General features: G+C 37.9%; 21 protein-coding genes and 1 tRNA gene. All 22 read right to left on the minus strand.

All coding sequences use genetic code 11. The features are described from left to right. Positions 1-83: 83 nt before the first annotated feature. Complete coding sequence (locus VTHSUH11_RS08145; RefSeq protein ID WP_105093296.1) at positions 84-650, minus strand: ANTAR domain-containing response regulator; 567 nt, start codon at positions 648-650, stop codon at positions 84-86. Then, positions 651-2,027, minus strand: a complete 1,377-nt coding sequence (locus VTHSUH11_RS08150; protein ID WP_105093297.1) for a sensor histidine kinase — start codon at positions 2,025-2,027, stop codon at positions 651-653. Between the two features lies 1 nt (position 2,028). Continuing rightward, positions 2,029-3,063 (minus strand): tRNA (adenosine(37)-N6)-threonylcarbamoyltransferase complex transferase subunit TsaD, encoded by a 1,035-nt coding sequence (gene tsaD / locus VTHSUH11_RS08155; protein ID WP_059362857.1) that lies wholly within the window; start codon positions 3,061-3,063, stop codon positions 2,029-2,031. Continuing rightward, on the minus strand, positions 3,060-3,509 hold the full coding sequence (gene rimI, locus VTHSUH11_RS08160; RefSeq protein ID WP_105093298.1) for a ribosomal protein S18-alanine N-acetyltransferase: 450 nt from the start codon (positions 3,507-3,509) through the stop codon (positions 3,060-3,062). Before rimI ends, tsaD begins: the two co-directional genes overlap by 4 nt. A gap of 1 nt (position 3,510) precedes the next feature. Continuing rightward, positions 3,511-4,266 carry a tRNA (adenosine(37)-N6)-threonylcarbamoyltransferase complex dimerization subunit type 1 TsaB gene (gene tsaB / locus VTHSUH11_RS08165; protein WP_105093299.1) on the minus strand — a complete coding sequence of 252 codons (756 nt, stop codon included), beginning with the start codon at positions 4,264-4,266 and terminating at the stop codon, positions 3,511-3,513. Beyond that, the gene (tsaE, locus tag VTHSUH11_RS08170; protein WP_105093300.1) at positions 4,250-4,741 is read right to left on the minus strand and encodes a tRNA (adenosine(37)-N6)-threonylcarbamoyltransferase complex ATPase subunit type 1 TsaE; all 492 of its coding nucleotides are present in this window, start codon (positions 4,739-4,741) and stop codon (positions 4,250-4,252) included. The genes tsaB and tsaE overlap by 17 nt, the downstream gene beginning before the upstream one ends. Next, positions 4,734-5,711, minus strand: coding sequence for a thiamine-phosphate kinase (gene thiL / locus VTHSUH11_RS08175; RefSeq protein ID WP_105093301.1), 978 nt, complete (start codon positions 5,709-5,711; stop codon positions 4,734-4,736). The genes tsaE and thiL overlap by 8 nt, the downstream gene beginning before the upstream one ends. Positions 5,712-5,808: 97 nt before the next feature. Further along, positions 5,809-6,369, minus strand: coding sequence for a GerMN domain-containing protein (locus VTHSUH11_RS08180; protein WP_105093302.1), 561 nt, complete (start codon positions 6,367-6,369; stop codon positions 5,809-5,811). Between the two features lie 2 nt (positions 6,370-6,371). Next, entirely contained in the window at positions 6,372-7,463 is a 1,092-nt protein-coding gene (locus VTHSUH11_RS08185) for an N-acetylmuramoyl-L-alanine amidase family protein (RefSeq protein ID WP_105093303.1), read from the minus strand. A 168-nt stretch (positions 7,464-7,631) separates the two neighbouring features. Continuing rightward, a complete protein-coding gene (locus tag VTHSUH11_RS08190; protein WP_105093304.1) occupies positions 7,632-8,573 on the minus strand; it encodes a ComEC/Rec2 family competence protein in 942 nt (313 codons plus the stop codon). Positions 8,574-8,577: 4 nt separating this feature from the next. Then, the gene (locus VTHSUH11_RS08195) at positions 8,578-10,146 is read right to left on the minus strand and encodes an NAD(P)H-hydrate dehydratase (protein WP_105093305.1); all 1,569 of its coding nucleotides are present in this window, start codon (positions 10,144-10,146) and stop codon (positions 8,578-8,580) included. Between the two features lie 3 nt (positions 10,147-10,149). Then, a complete protein-coding gene (gene acpS / locus VTHSUH11_RS08200) occupies positions 10,150-10,518 on the minus strand; it encodes a holo-ACP synthase (protein WP_059362883.1) in 369 nt (122 codons plus the stop codon). An 82-nt stretch (positions 10,519-10,600) separates the two neighbouring features. Further along, positions 10,601-11,365, minus strand: a complete 765-nt coding sequence (locus tag VTHSUH11_RS08205) for a hypothetical protein (protein WP_059362886.1) — start codon at positions 11,363-11,365, stop codon at positions 10,601-10,603. 91 nt (positions 11,366-11,456) lie between these two features. Then, positions 11,457-11,540: transfer RNA gene (locus VTHSUH11_RS08210), tRNA-Leu, on the minus strand. 54 nt (positions 11,541-11,594) lie between these two features. Continuing rightward, a complete protein-coding gene (surE, locus tag VTHSUH11_RS08215; RefSeq protein ID WP_105093306.1) occupies positions 11,595-12,356 on the minus strand; it encodes a 5'/3'-nucleotidase SurE in 762 nt (253 codons plus the stop codon). Between the two features lie 17 nt (positions 12,357-12,373). Then, positions 12,374-13,636 (minus strand): glycosyltransferase family 2 protein, encoded by a 1,263-nt coding sequence (locus VTHSUH11_RS08220; RefSeq protein ID WP_059362894.1) that lies wholly within the window; start codon positions 13,634-13,636, stop codon positions 12,374-12,376. An 18-nt stretch (positions 13,637-13,654) separates the two neighbouring features. Beyond that, positions 13,655-14,326: a CDP-diacylglycerol--serine O-phosphatidyltransferase gene (gene pssA / locus VTHSUH11_RS08225; RefSeq protein WP_059362898.1), complete on the minus strand. Its 672-nt coding sequence runs from the start codon at positions 14,324-14,326 to the stop codon at positions 13,655-13,657. Then, positions 14,319-14,960, minus strand: coding sequence for a phosphatidylserine decarboxylase family protein (locus tag VTHSUH11_RS08230; RefSeq protein ID WP_071824898.1), 642 nt, complete (start codon positions 14,958-14,960; stop codon positions 14,319-14,321). Before VTHSUH11_RS08230 ends, pssA begins: the two co-directional genes overlap by 8 nt. A 12-nt stretch (positions 14,961-14,972) precedes the next feature. Further along, the gene (locus VTHSUH11_RS08235) at positions 14,973-15,695 is read right to left on the minus strand and encodes a WecB/TagA/CpsF family glycosyltransferase (RefSeq protein ID WP_059362901.1); all 723 of its coding nucleotides are present in this window, start codon (positions 15,693-15,695) and stop codon (positions 14,973-14,975) included. 12 nt (positions 15,696-15,707) lie between these two features. After that, the gene (gene guaB, locus VTHSUH11_RS08240) at positions 15,708-17,165 is read right to left on the minus strand and encodes an IMP dehydrogenase (protein ID WP_059362905.1); all 1,458 of its coding nucleotides are present in this window, start codon (positions 17,163-17,165) and stop codon (positions 15,708-15,710) included. An 85-nt stretch (positions 17,166-17,250) separates the two neighbouring features. Then, entirely contained in the window at positions 17,251-17,436 is a 186-nt protein-coding gene (locus tag VTHSUH11_RS08245) for a 4-oxalocrotonate tautomerase (protein WP_059362912.1), read from the minus strand. A 125-nt stretch (positions 17,437-17,561) separates the two neighbouring features. Then, the gene (gene recG / locus VTHSUH11_RS08250; RefSeq protein WP_105093360.1) at positions 17,562-19,604 is read right to left on the minus strand and encodes an ATP-dependent DNA helicase RecG; all 2,043 of its coding nucleotides are present in this window, start codon (positions 19,602-19,604) and stop codon (positions 17,562-17,564) included. Positions 19,605-19,737: the final 133 nt, after the last annotated feature.

Here is a 19,737-nt window from a genome sequence, read left to right on the forward strand (position 1 = left end):
ATTTAGATTTTTAAAGACTTATTCATATATAAAACATAAAAGAACTACCATAAGTTATTCCACTTACAGTAGTCCTTATTAATCTATTTTTCAGTTTGATCAATTAATAATCTACATATATCAGCTATAGAACTTCTCTTTTTCATACTTAAAACTCTAATTCGATTGTAGGCTTCATCCTCACTAATTTTATATAGATTCATAAGGATACCCGTTGCCTTTTGAATCAACTTACGTTCTTCCAGAGACTTTTCTAGGTCTGCCATTTGTTGCCGTGATTCTGCTTCATCTAAAAAGCGGCCTCGTGCCATTTCTAATGTAGGAATTAATTGTTCCTCTCGAACCGGTTTTATAAGATATCCGTATACACCAGACTCACGAGCCTTTGCTACCAAGTCCTGTTGACTATAGCTTGTAAGAAGAACTACTGGTGCCAAATGATTGTATCCTATTTGACGAGCCGCTTCTATGCCATCTAGCTCAGGCATTTTTACATCCATTAACACCGCATCAGGTTGTAAGTCCTTACACATCATAATAGCCTCTACACCATTGCAGGCTTCCCCCACCACTTCATGTTGTTCGGACTCTAATATATCCCGTAAATCCATTCGTATAAGAGATTCATCATCGACTATCAAAATACGCATTCAATTCTCCTTATGAATATGAATTGTTACGACAACACCTATAGTACCATTTTCAATCGTCATAGTACCTTCTAATTCATGGGTCACCAGATTGTTTATGATTTGCATACCCAAACGCTTACTTTTAGCCATATTAAAATCTGATGGCAATCCTTTTCCTGAATCGGTAAAGACAATACGTATAGAGTCCTCTAAACTCGATACTTCCACGGAAATCAAACCATCTTCACCGGCTAATCCATGAATAATACTATTGGAAATTAGTTCATTAAATACCAGTGAAATATAGCTCGCTTGGTGAGATGAAATAATACAATCATCTCCATGATAACGAAATTCTACATGTTGATAACGCTCTACCATACTTTGACGCAACAAGCGACAAAGCTCATCGTATATGGATCGTATAGAAATATAATCTTCATCATAGTGAGATACTAAATCATGTACTAAGGCCATACTCTCTATTCGAGAAATGCCTTCTTGTAATGCAGCTTTCACCTCCGGCAAATTAGAGCGTCTCGCTTCCATCCGTAATAAGCCAGCTACGGTTTGCAAATTATTCTTTACACGATGATGTATTTCTTTAATGATTGAGTTCTTAACAAGTAACTCTTGTTGCTGTTTACTTTCACGCGTACAATCGTGAAGAATCAAAAAACAACGACATTCATTACGCCCCATAGCTATAGGAATCATATGCTGTCTGAGTACCATATTATGATAAATTTCTTCTGATACAAAGTCATTTCTATCCGTAAGCACACGATGAATAGCAGATATTTTTAAAGAACTACCAAAGATAGATGTGCCTACTAGACGACGATCAACGCCAACGATATCTGCTAAATGTAATGCTGTATCATTGCCATATAAAATAGTTCCATTCTGATCAAAAATGATGAGCCCATCCAAATACGATATAGGCTCATACTCTTTAATTTGTTCATCTGTAGCAGTCAACATTAATCGCTGCATCGTATCAGCTACAATAAAACCTCGTTTACCCTCGGTTCCATTAGTAGGCGCCGTATAGGTGAAAGAAATACCACCAATAGTTTTACCACCATTATCGACAATGGGAAACAAATACTCAAATCCATTCTGCGTCGATTGTTGAATACACTCACCTGTATTTATGAGTTTTTTCCACATATCAGAGCCTTGTATACGAGATGTTACTAATGAGTCTGCCACCTCGGAAATACACATCATTTCACAAGGCGCATCATCCGTAATATATGTAAATAATACAATTTTATGCTTACTTACAGATTGACCAAAACGAATCATATGACTGATATGAACCAATAAAGAGGCCTGTAAACTTGATAAGCTTGTTTCCTTTACTAACTCATCATATATATGTACAGTCATATTATTTACCTTCTACCCAAGCCACAGTACCAATAGGAACACTTGGCTTAGCATTTAGGTGTAGATCACAAAACTTACCGGCCTGTGCCATATAATAAGCACGACAACCAATCATGGCTGCATTATCAGTGGATAGAATTTTACCTGGCTTATAATAAGTAAAACCTTCTTCCTTACACATCGCTTCTAGTGCTACCTGCAAACCTTGATTCGCTGATACGCCACCAGCAATCGTTATGTTTGTTTCCCCCAATGTATGTGCTGCATCTTTTGTCTTATCCACAAGAACATCTACAATTGCCTTTTGAAAGGATGCCGCCACATCAGCTTGATGTATGTCTTCCCCCTTTTGCGATTTACTATTTAAGTAATTGAGAACCGCCGATTTTAAACCACTAAAACTAAATTCAAAATTTCCCGGTTCACTAAGCGCCTTTGGAAACTCAATAGCATTGGGATTTCCCTCTTTAGCAAGAGCATCTATATGAGGTCCTCCAGGATAGGGGAATCCCATAACACGAGCAATTTTATCAAAGGCTTCTCCCGCCGCATCATCTCGTGTTTGTCCGAGAATCTGGAATTCTTCATAGTCTTTCACATGAACTAACATAGTGTGCCCACCAGAAACAACAAGGCTTAAAAATGGTGGTTCTAGTGTGGGATTTGCTAAGAAATTAGCAAAAATATGACCCTCCATATGATGAACAGGCACCAACGGAATTCCTGTAGCAAAAGATAGACCTTTCGCAGCGGCCACACCGACCAGTAAGGCCCCTACTAATCCAGGCCCATAGGTAACCCCTATATGATCGATATCCTCTAATTTTACATTAGCATCCTCTAAAGCTTGGTCAATCACAGGTATTACTTGTTCAATATGATGACGGGATGCAATTTCTGGCACTACACCACCAAATTTTCGATGGATTGGTACCTGACTTGATATGACATTAGAAAGTACTGTACGACCATCCTTGAGTACAGCTGCCGATGTTTCATCACAACTACTTTCTAATGCTAATGTGTATACACTCATTTTACTTCCTCTTTAACAAGGGACATGATGTACGCATCTTCTTTGGGCTCTGAATAATAATCCTTACGCATACCTTTTACAGTAAACCTTAATTGACGATATAAGGATAAAGCAGACAAATTAGACACACGTGCCTCCAAAAAGATTTCATGCATGCCTCTTTTAAAACATTCCTCTATTAATGCACTCGTTAATGTAGCACCATAACCTTGTCGCCTAGCAGATGGCCGAATAGCAATATTCGTGATTTGACCCTCATCATAAACGAGCCAAGCCCCTGCATAGCCTACGACACCGTCAGCATCCTCTATGACATAGTAAAGCTTCTTATCTTGATTAGATAATTCTGTTTCAATAGAATCTAAACTCCACGGCACAGAAAAGCATTCTGCTTCAATAGCAAAAATTTCCTTTCCATCCTCAATTGTAGCTCTCCGCACTATCATATTATTCTTCACCTGCCGCTTCAATTACCGTTACTGTAGGTTCTTCTTTCAAACGAAATGGATTATCCTTATGTTTTTCGTCCCACAACACTTCAGCTTCAGATCTTCGAATATAGTGAGGCACCATAGTCATAGGATCTGAACTTTGACCGTCTGCAATCATAGTGCGAGCACTCAATAATAAAGAACTAGCTCTAGGAATACGATAAATAGGATCAGAAATGATTAAATTTCTATCCCCCTCAACTAATGGTGCAATACGTTTAATCCCGTCACCTACAAAAACAACACGTTTCTGTTGACTCTGTAAACGATCGACTAGAGAGGCTGCTTCCACTACAAAAGGTTCTTCAATCATCGTTAGTTTACTGCCTTCATAGGTGTAAAAAGCAGCATATACATGTTTTTTCTGTGCATCTATTACGGTGCAAATCATATCTGTAGTATATGGGATATTACGTGCTAAGCCATCCATAGTCATAACGCCATATAAAGGTATACGCAAAGCATAAGCCATTGCCTTTGCTGTCCCCATGCCAATTCGCAACCCCGTAAAGGAACCAGGACCACTCACCACAACAATCCCCTTTAAATCAGAATGCTTTATATTTGTCATTTCTAACAAGGTTTGAATATGAGGTACTAATTGCTCGGAGTGGGTTAAACCAGCTTGTATGGTAATTTCGCCGATAAGCTGGCTTTCATTCATAACAGCCACACTAGAAACGACTGAACTCGTTTCAATTCCCAACCACATATATACCTCCTATTTCCACTAATGTTTCATGATCTATCAAATCACTTTCTAATGTAATTGCTCTAGAATGTTCATCTATAGGCACAATGCGAATCCACAGTGTTTCTTCCGGTAATTCATCACTAAATTTATCAGCCCACTCAACAATAGAGATTTGATCCTCTGTAAATTCATAAAAGCCTATATTTTCTAGTTCACTAACATCATCCATTCGATATAAATCAAAATGATATATTTCACCGGCTAAGGTCATATACGTGTTCATCAAAGAAAATGTGGGACTTGTAATTTCTTCTGTAACACCAAGCCCCTTTGCAATGCCTTGTGACATATGCGTCTTGCCAGTACCTAAATCGCCAACTAATGCCATACACAGTGGATTACCATTCTGTTTTACCCAATGTCCTAATCGTTCGCCAAAACATTGCGTATCTGCCACAGAATACGTTTCTAATGTAACTTTATATTTACTCATGAAAATGATTATATCCTTTCGCTTCTAATAAGCGTATTTCTTTAGCCTTCGTCACCGATTGCACCACCGGTTCACCTTCAATAACTTCACCAATCAATGTAATAGAACCCAGGTTTTCCAATGCTTGTGAAAGTTCCTTCGGAGCCGTAAATACAAGCTGAAAATCTTCGCCGCCTAATAAGGCATAATCAAGTGGATTTGTTTGTAATGCTTCTGCTAGTTTATATGTTTCTTCATGTAAAGGGATAAGTGTTTCATCTATGATAATTGACACTCGAGATGATTTTGCTATTTCATTAAGTTCACTACTTAAACCATCGCTAATATCATTCATGCTGTGAACACCTAATTCGCGTAATGTAATACCTAGCTCAATTTGTGGTTCTGGCCTTTGATGACCAATCCGCGTCATCGGATACCCGTCCAGATTATAGGATAATGAGCCAAGGCCAGTGGCCGCATAACCAATATAGTTCGTAACACCAACTACATCACCTGGTTGGGCCCCACTTCTAAGCACCGCTTTACCTTGAGGAATCTCCCCTATAATGGTGATAGTCCATACCATAGGGCCATCTATACTAACCGTATCACCACCGATTAAATTTACATGATAATGTTGGCATTGCTCTTTAACGCCTCTATAAATTTCTTCTAAGATCCGAGTATCAATATGCCCCGGTGAGGCAACAGATAATACAACTTGGCGTGGTATTCCCCCCATAGCCGCAATATCACTTAAATTTGCTGTCATTAAACGGTACCCAACATCATAAGGCATCATATACTGAAAGCTAAAATGAACGCCTTCTACCATCGTATCAGTACTTACCAGTTGCTCATATCCTTCAGTAACCTTATATACAGCACAATCATCCCCAATACCTTGAACAACTGTACTAGGGTCATATATTGTATCTGATTCAATACTATGTATGAAGTTAAATTCACCGAGATTTTTTAGTTCCACTATATCACCTTTTTAATCTTTTATACTATATGTATTGTAACACATATAGGAATGCAAAAAAAATCGACTCCTTTTACATAAGGAGTCGATTTAAAGCTTACTTTTTAATTAATTGTTCCATCCGTTTAATAGGATTCTTCGTATCGAAGGAACCAACTACTGGAACCTTTTTACCATCGCATACAAAGAGCACACCATTGATATTGTCAAAAGAAGTCAATGTATTTACGATAGCAGCCATTTGCAACTTAACGGTGAGCTCTCCACCTTTACCAGCAACAAAGGCTTTATTTACCTCTACTGAGGCAATGTTGTCTTTAACAGTAACAGAAGTAATCTCTATAGACTTATCAAAAATGGGATACTTTTGTTGACGATCCGCTTTTAACATAGCCAGTAATGCAGCCTTTGGTGTTACCTTATCAGCTGACATATCTACGGATTGTTGCTTTACACCCGTCCCGTCCTCTATAGGAACGAAAAACACCATTTTTACAGATTCACTGGACGCTTTAGATGTTTCAGCATCTTTATTGACCTTAACAGATTGGCTTACATTTGTAGAACCTGTATTAGTCATTTGGTTTGGGGTACATCCCGCTGCAAAAGCAAGGATACCTATACAAGCAATCACAGTGATTTGATTTCGAATATTCATCCTTAGCCTCCAAAGTAATTAGCAATACCAACAGCAATACGATTTGCAAAATCTTGTTCTGTTTGATCGCTTTTTAATGCACGTTCTTCATTAGGATTAGAAATAAAACCTAATTCTACAAGAATTGCAGGCATATTTGAATGTCTCAATACATACAAATTACCTTCTTGGATGCCTCGGTCACCATTAAAGCCTGGTACATTAGCAATTTGGCTTTGTACCTTTTGTGCTAAGCGAGCATCATTACCAGTCTTAGCATAGTAATAAGTAGCAATACCACCAACAGTTGGATTGTTAAAGGAGTTGATGTGAATACTTACAAAAGCATCAGAATTATGTGCATTAGCAATATTGACACGTGCCCCTAATTCATCCACACCACTCGCGTTAGGTCCATATACATCGACATCTGTTGTACGCGTCATGTATACTTTAGCACCACGAGCCTCTAAAGCAGATTTTAAATACTTAGAAATTGGAAGCGTTGCATTTTTCTCTTGGTATCCAGTTGGACCAATAGCCCCTGGATCACTCCCACCATGACCTGGGTCAATCGTAATAACCTTACCCGCTAATCCACCAGATGTAGAATATTTACCAGACCCTTTACTACCAGCAATTCCTGTAGAAGGAGATGGTTTCTTACCATAATTGACAGGTTTTGGAGCCACACCTTTTTTCTGAACATCTACAACGATTCGATACGGTTTTTGATTAACTGTATCCTTCTTCAAAGAAAATACCTTTATATCACTTGTATCTAAAGCGGATGGAGTTTTAATGGTAACTGCCACGTCTTTGCCTACTTGTGAAAGCTGTGCTGAACTAGCAATGGACGAATCCATAATAATATTACTTTTTGCCATTTTCAACTTAGTATTCTTTAAAGTAACCGTTGTCGTTTTTCCATCTTTACTGATAGATGCAGCTGCTTTTACTGGAGCCGATAAATCCATAACCATACGTACATACGGTACTGGTGCATCAGTTCTCGTCACCCAACGAGCATCCTGTAAATTAGCAGCCTTTGCTTGGCTTAACAATAGCGGTAGAGCCATGAGAAAAGCAAAGCAAATTAGAAATAGTTTACGCAATACATTCACTCCTATCTAACTGACATTTATTTGTCCAAACCATAGTGATGAGCTAGCATCCCAAAACGCTACGACTCATACTTAGAATCTATCTATAAAATAATGATTGATTATAGATAGATTATTTCATACAAACATGAAGATATGTATACGGATTACACATATTTATCATCGTTCTGTAGAAATTTGCCATTCATTCCCATCCGTACTAATATGAATACGTCCCATCGTATCTGTACGATAAATGGCGATATTGTGTTCATTCAAATGACGCAATGTTACATCATGAGGATGACCATACTTATTATATAACCCAGAAGAAATTAATGCACTCTCTGGTTTAACAGATTTTAGAAAATCTTCAGAACTGCTTGTTCGTGAACCGTGATGACCAACCTTTAAAATACGAGCAAATAGCTTACTATTTTGCTCCTTAATTAATCGTTTCTCCTCTTGTAGTTCAGCATCACCAGTAAATAACATAGAGAACTTACCAAAAATAAATTTACCAACAATAGAATTATTATTTAAATCTGGTTGTCCTTTTTTATCAACTAAAGTTTCATCCCATGGCGCATAAACTACAAATACTGCACCATGACCAAAATCAACAGTACTGCCCTTCTTTAAAGTAGTTCGTTGAATGTTCTTTTTCTCAATCCACTTCTCATATGTTTTATACATATTATTATCCACAGGAATGCCATCATCATATACATGTTCGATAGGCATTGATTTGGCAATCGCTAGAAAGCCTCCCATATGATCGGCATGTGGGTGTGTTATTATAACATTTTTAAGCTTCGTAACACCCATGTTTTGCAATTGTCCCACAATATTTTCACGATGTTCAATATCGCCCGTATCAATCATGCTATATTCGTCGTCTACCTTAATTAGTATTGCATCACCTTGACCAATATCGAGCATATAAATGTCAACGTGACCATCTGCCGTTGTTTGATGCGTATCAATAGAGTATCCAGATTGAACCGATGATGAAACTGCCGTAGCCGCCTTTGATACATCACCAGAAGAACATCCTGCTATGGCAAACAGGGGCACTAAAAGAGTAATTAATAATACTAGAATTTGTTGTATTCTTTTCATATTACTATCCTTTCAGTAACTCCTGTAATACTACGCCTACATTCCGACTTACATCACTTGGCGTATAGCCCCAAGGTTTTTCTTCGCATAGAATATCTGCACTTCGACTATGTACATATACACCTAATAAGGCTGAAGATTGTAACGAATATCCTTGCGCTACAAAAGACGTAATAATACCGGTTAAACTATCACCCATTCCACCTGTGCCCATACCGGAATTTCCCTGTCCATTAATGTAAATCTCGCCAGTTGGAAATGCTATTAAACTCGGAATGCCTTTTAATACAAGAACCACATTATGGGCCGTTGCAAATTGAATAGCTAATTCCACATAATGTTTCTCAATATATGAAATAGATTTGTCGATAAGGCGACTAAATTCACCTAGATGAGGCGTCATAATACAGTCCTTGAACAGCATATCTGCCTCATAAGTAATGGACTTGTCATCATGAGTATACACATGTCCTATTGTACCAAGAGCATACAAGCCATCTGCATCGATAACCATATGTCCTACTTGCTGTTCTAAAATCGTATTAACAAGTTCTTTAGATTCCGCTGTGCGGCCTAGACCAGGTCCAATAGCAACTACATCATAGGTCTCTAAATTAATAGAGTTCTTCTCCTCTATTGGCAAGACCATTACCTCTGGTATGCACTTAGACTGTACAATAGATTGTACATTTTGTGGAACCGCTAAGGAAACCTTGCCAGCACCACTTTGAACTGCCGCCTCGCCACTCATAATAGGTGCTCCAATCATAGAGGTTGAACCGCCAATAATGAGAACGTTACCATTAACACCTTTATGTGACTGTGGCATACGATCACTGAGTTCTAATGATGCCAAGCGGTCATACAAAACATAATGGGATGTGTTAAATGGTGCCTCTGATCCCAATGCTAACTCCCAAGGCACACCCAAGGGTGCGATAATAACAGTACCCGCCAAGGATTTTCCAGGATATAATAATAATCCCTCCTTAATGGATCCAAAGGTTACTGTCGTATCATAAAATAATGTGTAATCAGAAGCCTGCCCCGTAGTGGCATCAACACCAGCCGGCACATCGATAGCCCACAAAGAAAATCCATGCTGATTGCGCTCCACATCAATATCATGTAGTACAGAGATTACAGGTTCTCTTAATTCACCTTGAAATCCTGTCCCCATCAATCCTTCTACAACGACGTGAACGCGAGACCAATCATTAAAACTTTCAAATGAGACAATATCAATCTGCATGGCCTGTACCATGGTAAGCTGTTTGTTAAATAATTCACTACCATGAGATTCATCGCCTACTAGCGCAATAGAAACGGGAATACCTTGTTCCATCAAATGACGGGCCGCCACAAGTCCATCAGCACCATTATTACCTACGCCACATACAAATAGAACCATTCCCGTAAATGGATCCTCGTGAAAGCGATTTCCTTTTACATCCACCAAGGCATCGGCAATACCTCGTCCTGCATTTTCCATGAGCAATTCCAAAGGCACATGTAAATGACGTGGTAAATAGGCATCGATATGTTGTGATGCTTCTCTCGTTAAACTATACATAGATTACCCCTTTAAAATAACTGTACTCATAGCATAATCTTTACAATGACTTATGGAAATAATAATCTTCGAAAGTCCTTGTGAATCTAATATCTCTCTAAATGGTCCTGTAATATATAGTTTCGGTGCACCTAAGTCGGTATGCCCCACCTCTATATCTTGCCAGGAACCATAACGTAAACCTGTGCCTAAAGCCTTTAAAAAGGCCTCTTTTGCCGCATAGATTCCCGCATAAGACTGATACATCCCTTTATGTTTACTTTCACAATAAGCAATTTCTTGTGATGTATAGACCCTTTTATGAAAGCGTTCTGATCGCTCTATCGCATGTTGAATACGATTTATTTCAATCAAATCCGTACCTAATCTCATCATCTAACCCCTTAAAAATTCGATTGTCTATCTATTTATTATACACAATTTGACTGTATTAATCATTGATGAACTGCATACATTAATAATTTATCAAACTGTAAATAGCAACATTATGACCTGCATTAACTGCTGCATACATCATATTATGGCGCATATCCATATCTTCAATTTCTAGGGCTTTGGGGAAAGGCGTAATTTTAGATACTGCACCATATTTATCAATGGTTACCACCGTAGATAAGGTAGCAAATATCGTACGACCATCATAGGCAAAAGCGCCATTATTATTAAAGTCATTATGATGGGCATCAATTTCTTTAGACTGTATTAATTCAAACTGGGGTGTATAATAGTTAATCCGTCTCATTGTCGCATTAACAGGTACAATGGAGACAAACTGTTTTTTCTTTATATCATACCCAAGATTAAATACCCGTTCCGGTATAGTAATCGTTTCACCAATAGTCATAGTATCAGCATCTATAGTGGTGATACGGTGCCCATTAACCACGGCATTAGTGGTATATAACAAGTTAGTATCTGGGTTATAGGTAAGAGTATTCATATGTGCAAGTTCTGTAGAATTGCGAAAGCGATAAGTCCCTACAATATCAAAGGTCTTCGGATCTAATTCATATATGATTTGTCTTGAATTTTGAGAATTAATACAAGCCAATACAAATACATCTTTTTTTGAGTTATAGCAAAATCCTTGGCATTGATTAACAGAGCTATCAATTAGTATTTCTTTTAATAGTTTTAGATCAACCATTGTTTTAGTCTCTTCTTGTTGATGTAAAGTATATGTTGTTGGTATATAATCCATAATATGTTGTATATCCATAGTAACCTCTATCATCCTATGCAAGCCATATAAACAAAAAACAGGTGATAAGATTACTCTTATCACCTGTGCAAGCATTTCCGCTTGTATTTGGTGCCGGAGGTGGGACTTGAACCCACACGGTGTTACCCGCTTGATTTTGAGTCAAGTGCGTCTGCCATTCCGCCACTCCGGCATCTCGGAACATTTGTAATTATATAGGAATTACTAATGTCTGTCAACAAAAAATTTATATTTTTTCCATAATATTTGTTACTGTATGCATTGCATCATCATCTTGTTGTTTCCAAGTCAAGGTTACACCTGTAATATAGCCCTTACGAGCGTATTCAACATCAGTAGGCACAGCCTCTTTTCCGCAATCTAAATCACCTGCCAACCAATAGTAATCTTGCCCTCTAGAATTAATACGAGCATCGATTATATTACTGTAGGTCTGTAGACCTTGCCTCACCATTTTGAAATGATCCCAATCACAAGCGCCACGCAATGGGAAATTAACATTTAGTAAACCAGCAAACTTGCCATTTACATAAATCTTTTCAATAAAATCATGAATAAATGGATGCATTTCATTACCACGCTCAGTAGAGTAACGTTCAACAGATAATGCAAGGCCAGGAATCCCATAAAAACAGCTTTCCATAGCGGCTGATACAGTTCCTGAATATAATACATCAGAACCTAAGTTAAAGCCATGATTAATACCAGAAATAACAAGATCAGGCATATCATCAGTTAATAAATAGCTAAGGCCAAATTTCATACAATCCGACGGAGTTCCTGTAAGTGCATAAAGGCGAGGATTTTCATCCTCGCCATTGTACGCATCTAGTTTTAAAGGAATCTCAGTCGTCAATGCATGGGATTTTGCACTTTGCTCAGTAGCTGGTGCTACAACGGTAATACGATAATATTGACTTAAATACGTCGCTAATTGGCGTAAGCCATCAGCTAAAATGCCATCATCGTTACACATTAATATATGCATATTCACTCCTACAGATTCTATTTTTTATTCTTATTCATATTGCCCATACGGGTTAATTTAACATCATCTAAGCCAACTGCTCTTGTATGCACCGTATGAGACCATTCCTTGTTATGACGACGGAACCAACCTAAAATATTTACTGGTACCCAAGAGTATACAAAAATAGGATATAGCAAATAATAAAACCAAATTTTAGGTGGTACCTTAATTTTTAACAATACAATAAGTGGGAACAAATATTGACCAATACCAATAATTTGCCATACAGACATCGGCATAATTTGATACAAAATATTTGTATAAATCGGCACATATGCATTGATATATGAAAATACCAAATATATTGTTGTTAACAACAAGAAATATGGCTGACTAACCTGTAAAATACCATCTAATATAACAATATTACCTTGCTTAATACCTGCTGCAAATAATTTAGGAATATAACGATCTGCGCAGTCAAATTGACCTTGTGCCCAACGTAAACGCTGTTTACAAGAAGCCATCATAGTCGTTACTTTTTCATCATACACAATGGCATCGTGAGCCCATGTAGTTTTAAGACCATGTGTTAATAGCTTCATAGAGAACTCCATATCCTCTGTTAAGCTTGTGCAATCCCAACCGTACTCTTTAATAATTGATGTGCGAATACACATACCTGTACCACCTAATGCAGTAGATAAGCCAATGCGGTATTTCGCCAAATGCCACATATGATTAACCATCCAGAACATGATAGAAAATGTACCGGCAACCCAAGAATCTGTTGGATTTTTAGAGTTTAAGTATCCTTGGATTACAGATTCACCTTTTTCTAAATGATCATTCATTTCTAGCATGAATTGTGGATGTACAAGATTATCGGCATCAAAGATAAGAAATGCATCATATTTCCTATCCATTTGTTCTACCCGATCAAACATCCAGCCCATGGCATAGCCTTTGCCGACCTCTTCTTTATTGAAACGCTCATGCACATTAGCACCTGCAGCACTAGCTACTTCAGCAGTTTTATCGGTACAATTATCAGCTACAACAAAGATATCATATAACTCATCTGGATAATCTAAACTTTTTAGATTTTTTACAAGTTCTCCAACAACCGCTTCTTCATTATGAGCACACACAACAACGGCAAATGAATTTTTCGGTGTATAGTTTTTATGAACTCTAGAACGCCACATGCCTATTACGGCAAGTACGAAATAATAAACCGTATAAATTACGATTATTACCTGCATAGGAATCAATATCAGATCCAGTAGGTAATCCATAAGACAAACCTCCACAGTCTATTTGCGCACTATATTTAACGCCGTATTAAACAGACCAAACAACACATATCCAGTAAAAATCATAACAGCCCATGTATGCCAATCATATACTAAAGCACCGATAACGACGAGAGCTACCAATGCTACGGCAATCTTACTGATACGAACTGCACTATGCCCCTTAAAATCAGGATATTTAACTTCACTAACCATAAGAATACCAACGAGAATCATGGACACAAATAAGACAAACTGAGGCACTTGCACGCCACATAATACATAGGTAGCAGCTAAGCAACCGGCTGCTGGAATTGGTAGACCTTCAAAATAACCATGTACTTCATCAGTTTTAATATTAAAGCGGGCCAAGCGAAAAGCACCTAGTACAGAAAATGCTAACAAAGGTACATATCCAAGCCACCCTAATCCCTGTAAATCACTTATATATAACATATAGGCTGGAGCAACACCAAAACCGACTACATCAGATAAAGAATCTAATTCACGTCCCATAGGGCCCGCTACGCCTAATGCACGAGCTACACGGCCATCTAACCCATCCGCAAGTAGAGATAATAGCACACATATAGCAGCACAAAAGGTATTTCCTGTAGCAGATAATGTAATACCGATAACACCAAATGCTAGATTAGCACTGGTAAATAAATTTGGAATGATTGATTTATTCATGACGGAGCCTCCCGATAATTGTATCGCCACCAGTAATATGTTGACCTTTTTCGATACAAATTTCTACATTTTTATCCATGTAAATTTCAGTACATGAACCGAATTTAATCATACCATATAACTGACCACGTTCTAATACACTATCAAGATCTGTCCATGAAACGATACGTCGCGCTAATAATCCAGCAATTTGTGTTACAAGAACTTCTGTTTTATCGTTCTCTATGCAAATTGTATGACGTTCGTTTTCAAATCCCACATCTTCTTTAAAAGCAGGCAAAAAACTGCCCATCGTATAATGACGATATGTAATTTTACCTTCAATAGGAGCACGATTTGCATGCACATCAAAAACAGATAAAAAGATTGTTACCTTTTTACATTCTCGATGTAAATACAAGTCTTCATATACGTCTTCAATTTCCATTACCTTTCCATCAGCTGGAGATAAAATAGCATCCGGATCAGTTGGAATATTACGTTTTGGATTTCTAAAAAAGTTCACAAAGAATAATGCCAAAATAAATGTAATAATTGCGATACTATAATGTCCAAAACACGCCGCTATAATCGTAATGAAGAGCATTACCCCGATTAAAGGAAATCCTTCTTTTATAATTGGTCCTGTAGGCACAACTTAACTCCCCTATTTATTCTTAATAACAGTCCACATAAATTTCGGTATGGCCAACATACGGCCAATACGTTTAGGTTCTAAATATAGTCTATATAACCATTCTAAACGATTTTTTTGCATCCACTGTGGTGCTCGTGGAATGTTTCCAGCCAATACATCAAAAGACCCTCCTATACCAATGGCAACAACGCCTTGTAAAGAGGATAATTTTTCTGAAATCCATTGTTCTTGTTTTGGCACACCTAATGCAACAAATACAAGTTTAGCACCCGTATCTTCAATATTTTTAATAATACGGTGTTCCTCAGCTTCATCAAAGAAACCATCATGAATCCCCGCAATATTAATAGGCCCAAACATTTCTTGTAAATTAGAAACAGCTTGTTCTGCTACACCTGGTGCCGCACCTAAACAATATACAGGAATTTGCGTATCTGCAGCAACCTTAAACAATTCTTTAGTAACATCAACACCAGTAACACGTTCAGGTACTCTTTCCCCCATGCGCTCTGCAGCCCATAATATGCCAGCCCCATCAGGAACAACTAAACTAGCGGAATTCAAGATCCCGTGTAACACGGGATCCTGATTTGCTAGCATAACCATTTCAGCATTGGCAGTTGCTACAAGATGTAGCCCTGGTTGCTTTGTCAACTCTATAATTTTTGAAACTGCTTCGTCCATAGTGATGCAATCAATAGGGACAGATAATACCGAAATACGTTTACTCAAAGTAATACTCCATTATAAACCACTATAGTTAGGTGCTTCTACGGTGATACTTACATCATGTGGATGACTTTCTTTCAAGCCTGCTGCCGTAATTTGAATGAATTGAGTGTTTTCAATCATTTCTTTAATATCATGGCAACCACAGTATCCCATACTTGCACGTAACCCACCAACCATTTGGAAAATTGTATCTGCCAACATACCTTTATAAGGTACACGGCCTTCAATACCTTCAGGAACTAATTTCTTAGCTTCTGATTGGAAATAACGATCTTTACTACCAAGCTTCATAGCACCTAAGCTACCCATGCCACGGTAAACCTTATAGGAGCGACCTTGGTAAATAACTTGTTCCCCTGGGCTTTCATCAGTACCAGCAAGAATATTGCCCATCATTACAACATTAGCACCAGCTGCAATGGCTTTTGCAATATCGCCAGAGTATTTAATGCCCCCATCGGCAATAATAGGAATGCCATAACGTCTTGCCACTTGAGCAGACTCATAAACCGCAGTAATTTGAGGTACACCAATACCAGCAATAACGCGTGTTGTACAAATGGAACCAGGTCCAATGCCAATTTTAACAGCATCAGCACCAGCTTCAATAAGAGCCTCTGTACCAGCTGCAGTTGCCACATTACCAGCAATAACAGGAATATGTGGATATGCTTGCTTAATTTCTTTTAACGTACGCAATACACCAGCAGAATGGCCATGAGCTGTGTCAACAATGATAACATCTGCTTTAGCTGCTACAAGAGCATCTAAACGATCATACATATCCTTAGATACGCCGACTGCAGCACCAACTAAGAGGCGACCACTAGAATCTTTAGCAGAGTTAGGATATTTTGTAGCTTTTTCAATATCTTTAATTGTAATTAAACCTTTTAAATTCCCCTCTTTGTCAACTAATGGTAATTTTTCAATGCGATGTTGACTCAAAATGGATTTAGCCATCTCCAAGGAAGTCCCTTCTGGAGCTGTTACTAAGTTTTCCTTAGTCATACATTCGCCAATTTGACGGGTTAAATCAGTTTCAAAACGCATATCGCGATTTGTAATGATCCCTACTAGTTTACCATGTTCTGTAATAGGAACACCAGAAATTTTATATTTGTGCATCAATTCTTCTGCATCAGATAGAAGATTTTGAGGGCTAAGGAAAATCGGATCAACGATAACACCATGCTCAGAGCGTTTTACCGTATCAACTTCATGAGCTTGTTCCTCAATGGACATATTTTTATGGATAACACCCATACCGCCTTCACGAGCCATGGCAATAGCCATACGGGACTCAGTTACAGTATCCATACCAGAGCTAATCATTGGAATATTAAGTGTAATATCGCGTGTCAATTGTGTTTTCAAGTCTACTTGATATGGTAACACATCAGATGCAGCAGGTACCAATAACACATCATCAAAAGTTAATCCACGCATACCAAATTTATCGTCTCTCATTTATTTTTCCTTTCTCGTATAATAAAAAACAAAACTACGACCCTCACTAGCCCTCACGGGCTAGAGAGGATAATCGTAGCTTTCATTAGCGTTCAGACCGCAAAATGCCGCCTTCCATAAAATCATCTTTTTTCATATCTACAAAAATAACTTTTACAGCTTCTGCAGGTACGTTTACGATTTCTACAGTAGCTTTAGTGATTGCTTCACCTAATTGTTTTTTTTGTTCTTTTGTACGACCTTCTACAAGTTCAACATGAATTAATGGCATAGGGCACCTCCATAAATACAATAATATTGTTTTTTCTATTATACGAGAATAGGCCATTATATACAAGGGGAAAGCTAGATAAAACCTAGTATTATCACACCTTATATGATTATTAGCCTTACCTCTTAATTATACAATATTCTAAGAAATTTTTCACCAAATCTTTTTTCTAATTCCAATTTCATATACTTTTCTAATTGTTCGATGCCAAATTCACGGATATAGGACAGTACATCATTACGGGCTTGTACCAATATATCAATATCTTTAATAATATTAGCAATCCGTAAATCAGGCAGACCAGACTGGGCTAAACCAAACAATTGTCCAGAACCACGAAGTAATAAATCTTGTTCTGCCAATTCAAATCCATCATGCGTCGATTCCATTAGTCGCAATCGTTCTTGACTTACATCACCCTTTGAATCACTAACTAAGATACAATAGGCTTGTATATCGCCGCGACCAACGCGCCCCCGTAATTGGTGTAGCTGAGATAATCCAAACCGCTCCGCCCCTTCTATACACATAATCGTCGCATTAGGAACATTAACGCCAACCTCAATAACCGTGGTGGATACGAGTAATTGAATGTGCCCCTCATGAAAGGCTTGCATTACTTCATCTTTTTCTTTGGGATTCATGCGACCATGTACGAGCCCCACCTCAAAACTTTTATAAAAATAATCTTTTAGTTCTAAGAAAAGTTCTTCCGCTGCTTGTAAATCAAGCTTTTCAGACTCCTCTACTAAAGGACAAACTACATACACTTGATGTCCTATGGTCATTTCTTTACCAAAAAACACACGCAATCGCTCTTTATAAGAACTATCTACCACATATGTTTTTACCGGTTTACGCCCTGGTGGCATTTCTTTAATAATAGATACTGCTAAATCACCATAAACAGATAAGGTCATCGTCCTTGGTATAGGCGTAGCGGTCATAATTAGAACGTGTGTATATACACCTTTATGCTGTAATGCAGCACGCTGATTTACACCAAATCGATGTTGCTCGTCAATGATAACTAGTCCTAGATTTTTAAATTGTACCTTATCTTGAATGAGTGCATGGGTTCCAATTATCAGTTGAATCGTTCCATTTTGCAACTCCTCATAGATTCTATCTTTTTCTTTTTTAGATGTAGAACCTGTTAGTAAGGCAATATTAATTGGTAAATGTTTACAAAGCTCAGTAATCCCTTCATAATGCTGTGTGGCCAGGATTTCTGTAGGCGCCATGATAACTGCTTGGTACCCGTTTTCTACGGCTTTCACCAGACTCAACGTGGCTACAACGGTCTTACCAGAGCCTACATCACCTTGTAATAAGCGTTGCATAGGCCGCTCATCTTGCATATCTTGTGAAATTTCAGATATAGCACGCTCCTGATCACCAGTTAACTGAAAGGGTAGATTTTCCTTACACTGTTCCATTAACACTCCATCAGGCTCCATCTTGGGTCCCACATGACATTGTTCCTTATTTCTAAGAAGTACAAGTCCGGACTGCATGATAAATAGTTCTTCATAAGCTAATTGATATCGTGCTTTTTCATAGCTTTCACTACTAGAAGGAAAATGCATCTCTTTAAATGCATCATATCGATTCATAGTCATATGATTCGCTCTAATTTCAGGCGGCATAATCTCATCCATTGTGTGGTGTGCATCAAACCAATTACGAATAGAGGAACGCACAACATATTGCGATACCCCCTCTGCTAAAGGATAAATGGGTACAATTCCCGTATCAGGCATAGCATCAGTGCCAAGGTTTTCAATTTGAGGTGAATTCATCTGCATAGAGCCGTATTGGAATTCTGCCTTGCCGTACGCATAGAGGCGTTGCCCTTTTTTGTAAAAGTTCTTTTTATAGCCTTGATTAAATAAAACAATTTTCATAGGCCCTGTACCATCAGTAATGGTAATATCTAATATAGATAGACGTGGACGAGGTTTTTTCTCCATAATGGATACGACTGTCCCCACAACACCGGCAGTAACCCCATTTTCTAACTCTTTAATAGAAAAAATCTTTCGTCTATCCTCATAGGAACGTGGAAAATAGACCAACAAATTTGATACATTGTTGATGCCTAATTTATGAAGTTGTTTTTCTCGACCAGGACCAATCCCTTTAATAGAGGTCAAAGCTTCGTTTATCATAATGCCTCACATATAAAATAGTTATGAATATAATGAAGCTATATCCATTTTTATAAATCTCTTGCCATAGCTCATACATTTCGACTACAATATTAGCTATAGTATACCAAATATTGTAGTATATTTCATA

The organism is Veillonella tobetsuensis (assembly GCF_002959935.1).
Lineage (GTDB): Bacteria > Bacillota > Negativicutes > Veillonellales > Veillonellaceae > Veillonella > Veillonella tobetsuensis.

Coding starts and splice junctions, on each gene's coding strand:
- VTHSUH11_RS08145 (WP_105093296.1), bottom strand. CDS start 650: ATGCGTATTTTGATAGTCGATGATGAATCTCTTATACGAATGGATTTA.
- VTHSUH11_RS08150 (WP_105093297.1), bottom strand. CDS start 2,027: ATGACTGTACATATATATGATGAGTTAGTAAAGGAAACAAGCTTATCA.
- tsaD (WP_059362857.1), bottom strand. CDS start 3,063: ATGAGTGTATACACATTAGCATTAGAAAGTAGTTGTGATGAAACATCG.
- rimI (WP_105093298.1), bottom strand. CDS start 3,509: ATGATAGTGCGGAGAGCTACAATTGAGGATGGAAAGGAAATTTTTGCT.
- tsaB (WP_105093299.1), bottom strand. CDS start 4,266: ATGTGGTTGGGAATTGAAACGAGTTCAGTCGTTTCTAGTGTGGCTGTT.
- tsaE (WP_105093300.1), bottom strand. CDS start 4,741: ATGAGTAAATATAAAGTTACATTAGAAACGTATTCTGTGGCAGATACG.
- VTHSUH11_RS08180 (WP_105093302.1), bottom strand. CDS start 6,369: ATGAATATTCGAAATCAAATCACTGTGATTGCTTGTATAGGTATCCTT.
- VTHSUH11_RS08190 (WP_105093304.1), bottom strand. CDS start 8,573: ATGAAAAGAATACAACAAATTCTAGTATTATTAATTACTCTTTTAGTG.
- VTHSUH11_RS08195 (WP_105093305.1), bottom strand. CDS start 10,146: ATGTATAGTTTAACGAGAGAAGCATCACAACATATCGATGCCTATTTA.
- acpS (WP_059362883.1), bottom strand. CDS start 10,518: ATGAGATTAGGTACGGATTTGATTGAAATAAATCGTATTCAACATGCG.
- VTHSUH11_RS08205 (WP_059362886.1), bottom strand. CDS start 11,365: ATGGATATACAACATATTATGGATTATATACCAACAACATATACTTTA.
- surE (WP_105093306.1), bottom strand. CDS start 12,356: ATGCATATATTAATGTGTAACGATGATGGCATTTTAGCTGATGGCTTA.
- VTHSUH11_RS08220 (WP_059362894.1), bottom strand. CDS start 13,636: ATGGATTACCTACTGGATCTGATATTGATTCCTATGCAGGTAATAATC.
- pssA (WP_059362898.1), bottom strand. CDS start 14,326: ATGAATAAATCAATCATTCCAAATTTATTTACCAGTGCTAATCTAGCA.
- guaB (WP_059362905.1), bottom strand. CDS start 17,165: ATGAGAGACGATAAATTTGGTATGCGTGGATTAACTTTTGATGATGTG.
- VTHSUH11_RS08245 (WP_059362912.1), bottom strand. CDS start 17,436: ATGCCATTAATTCATGTTGAACTTGTAGAAGGTCGTACAAAAGAACAA.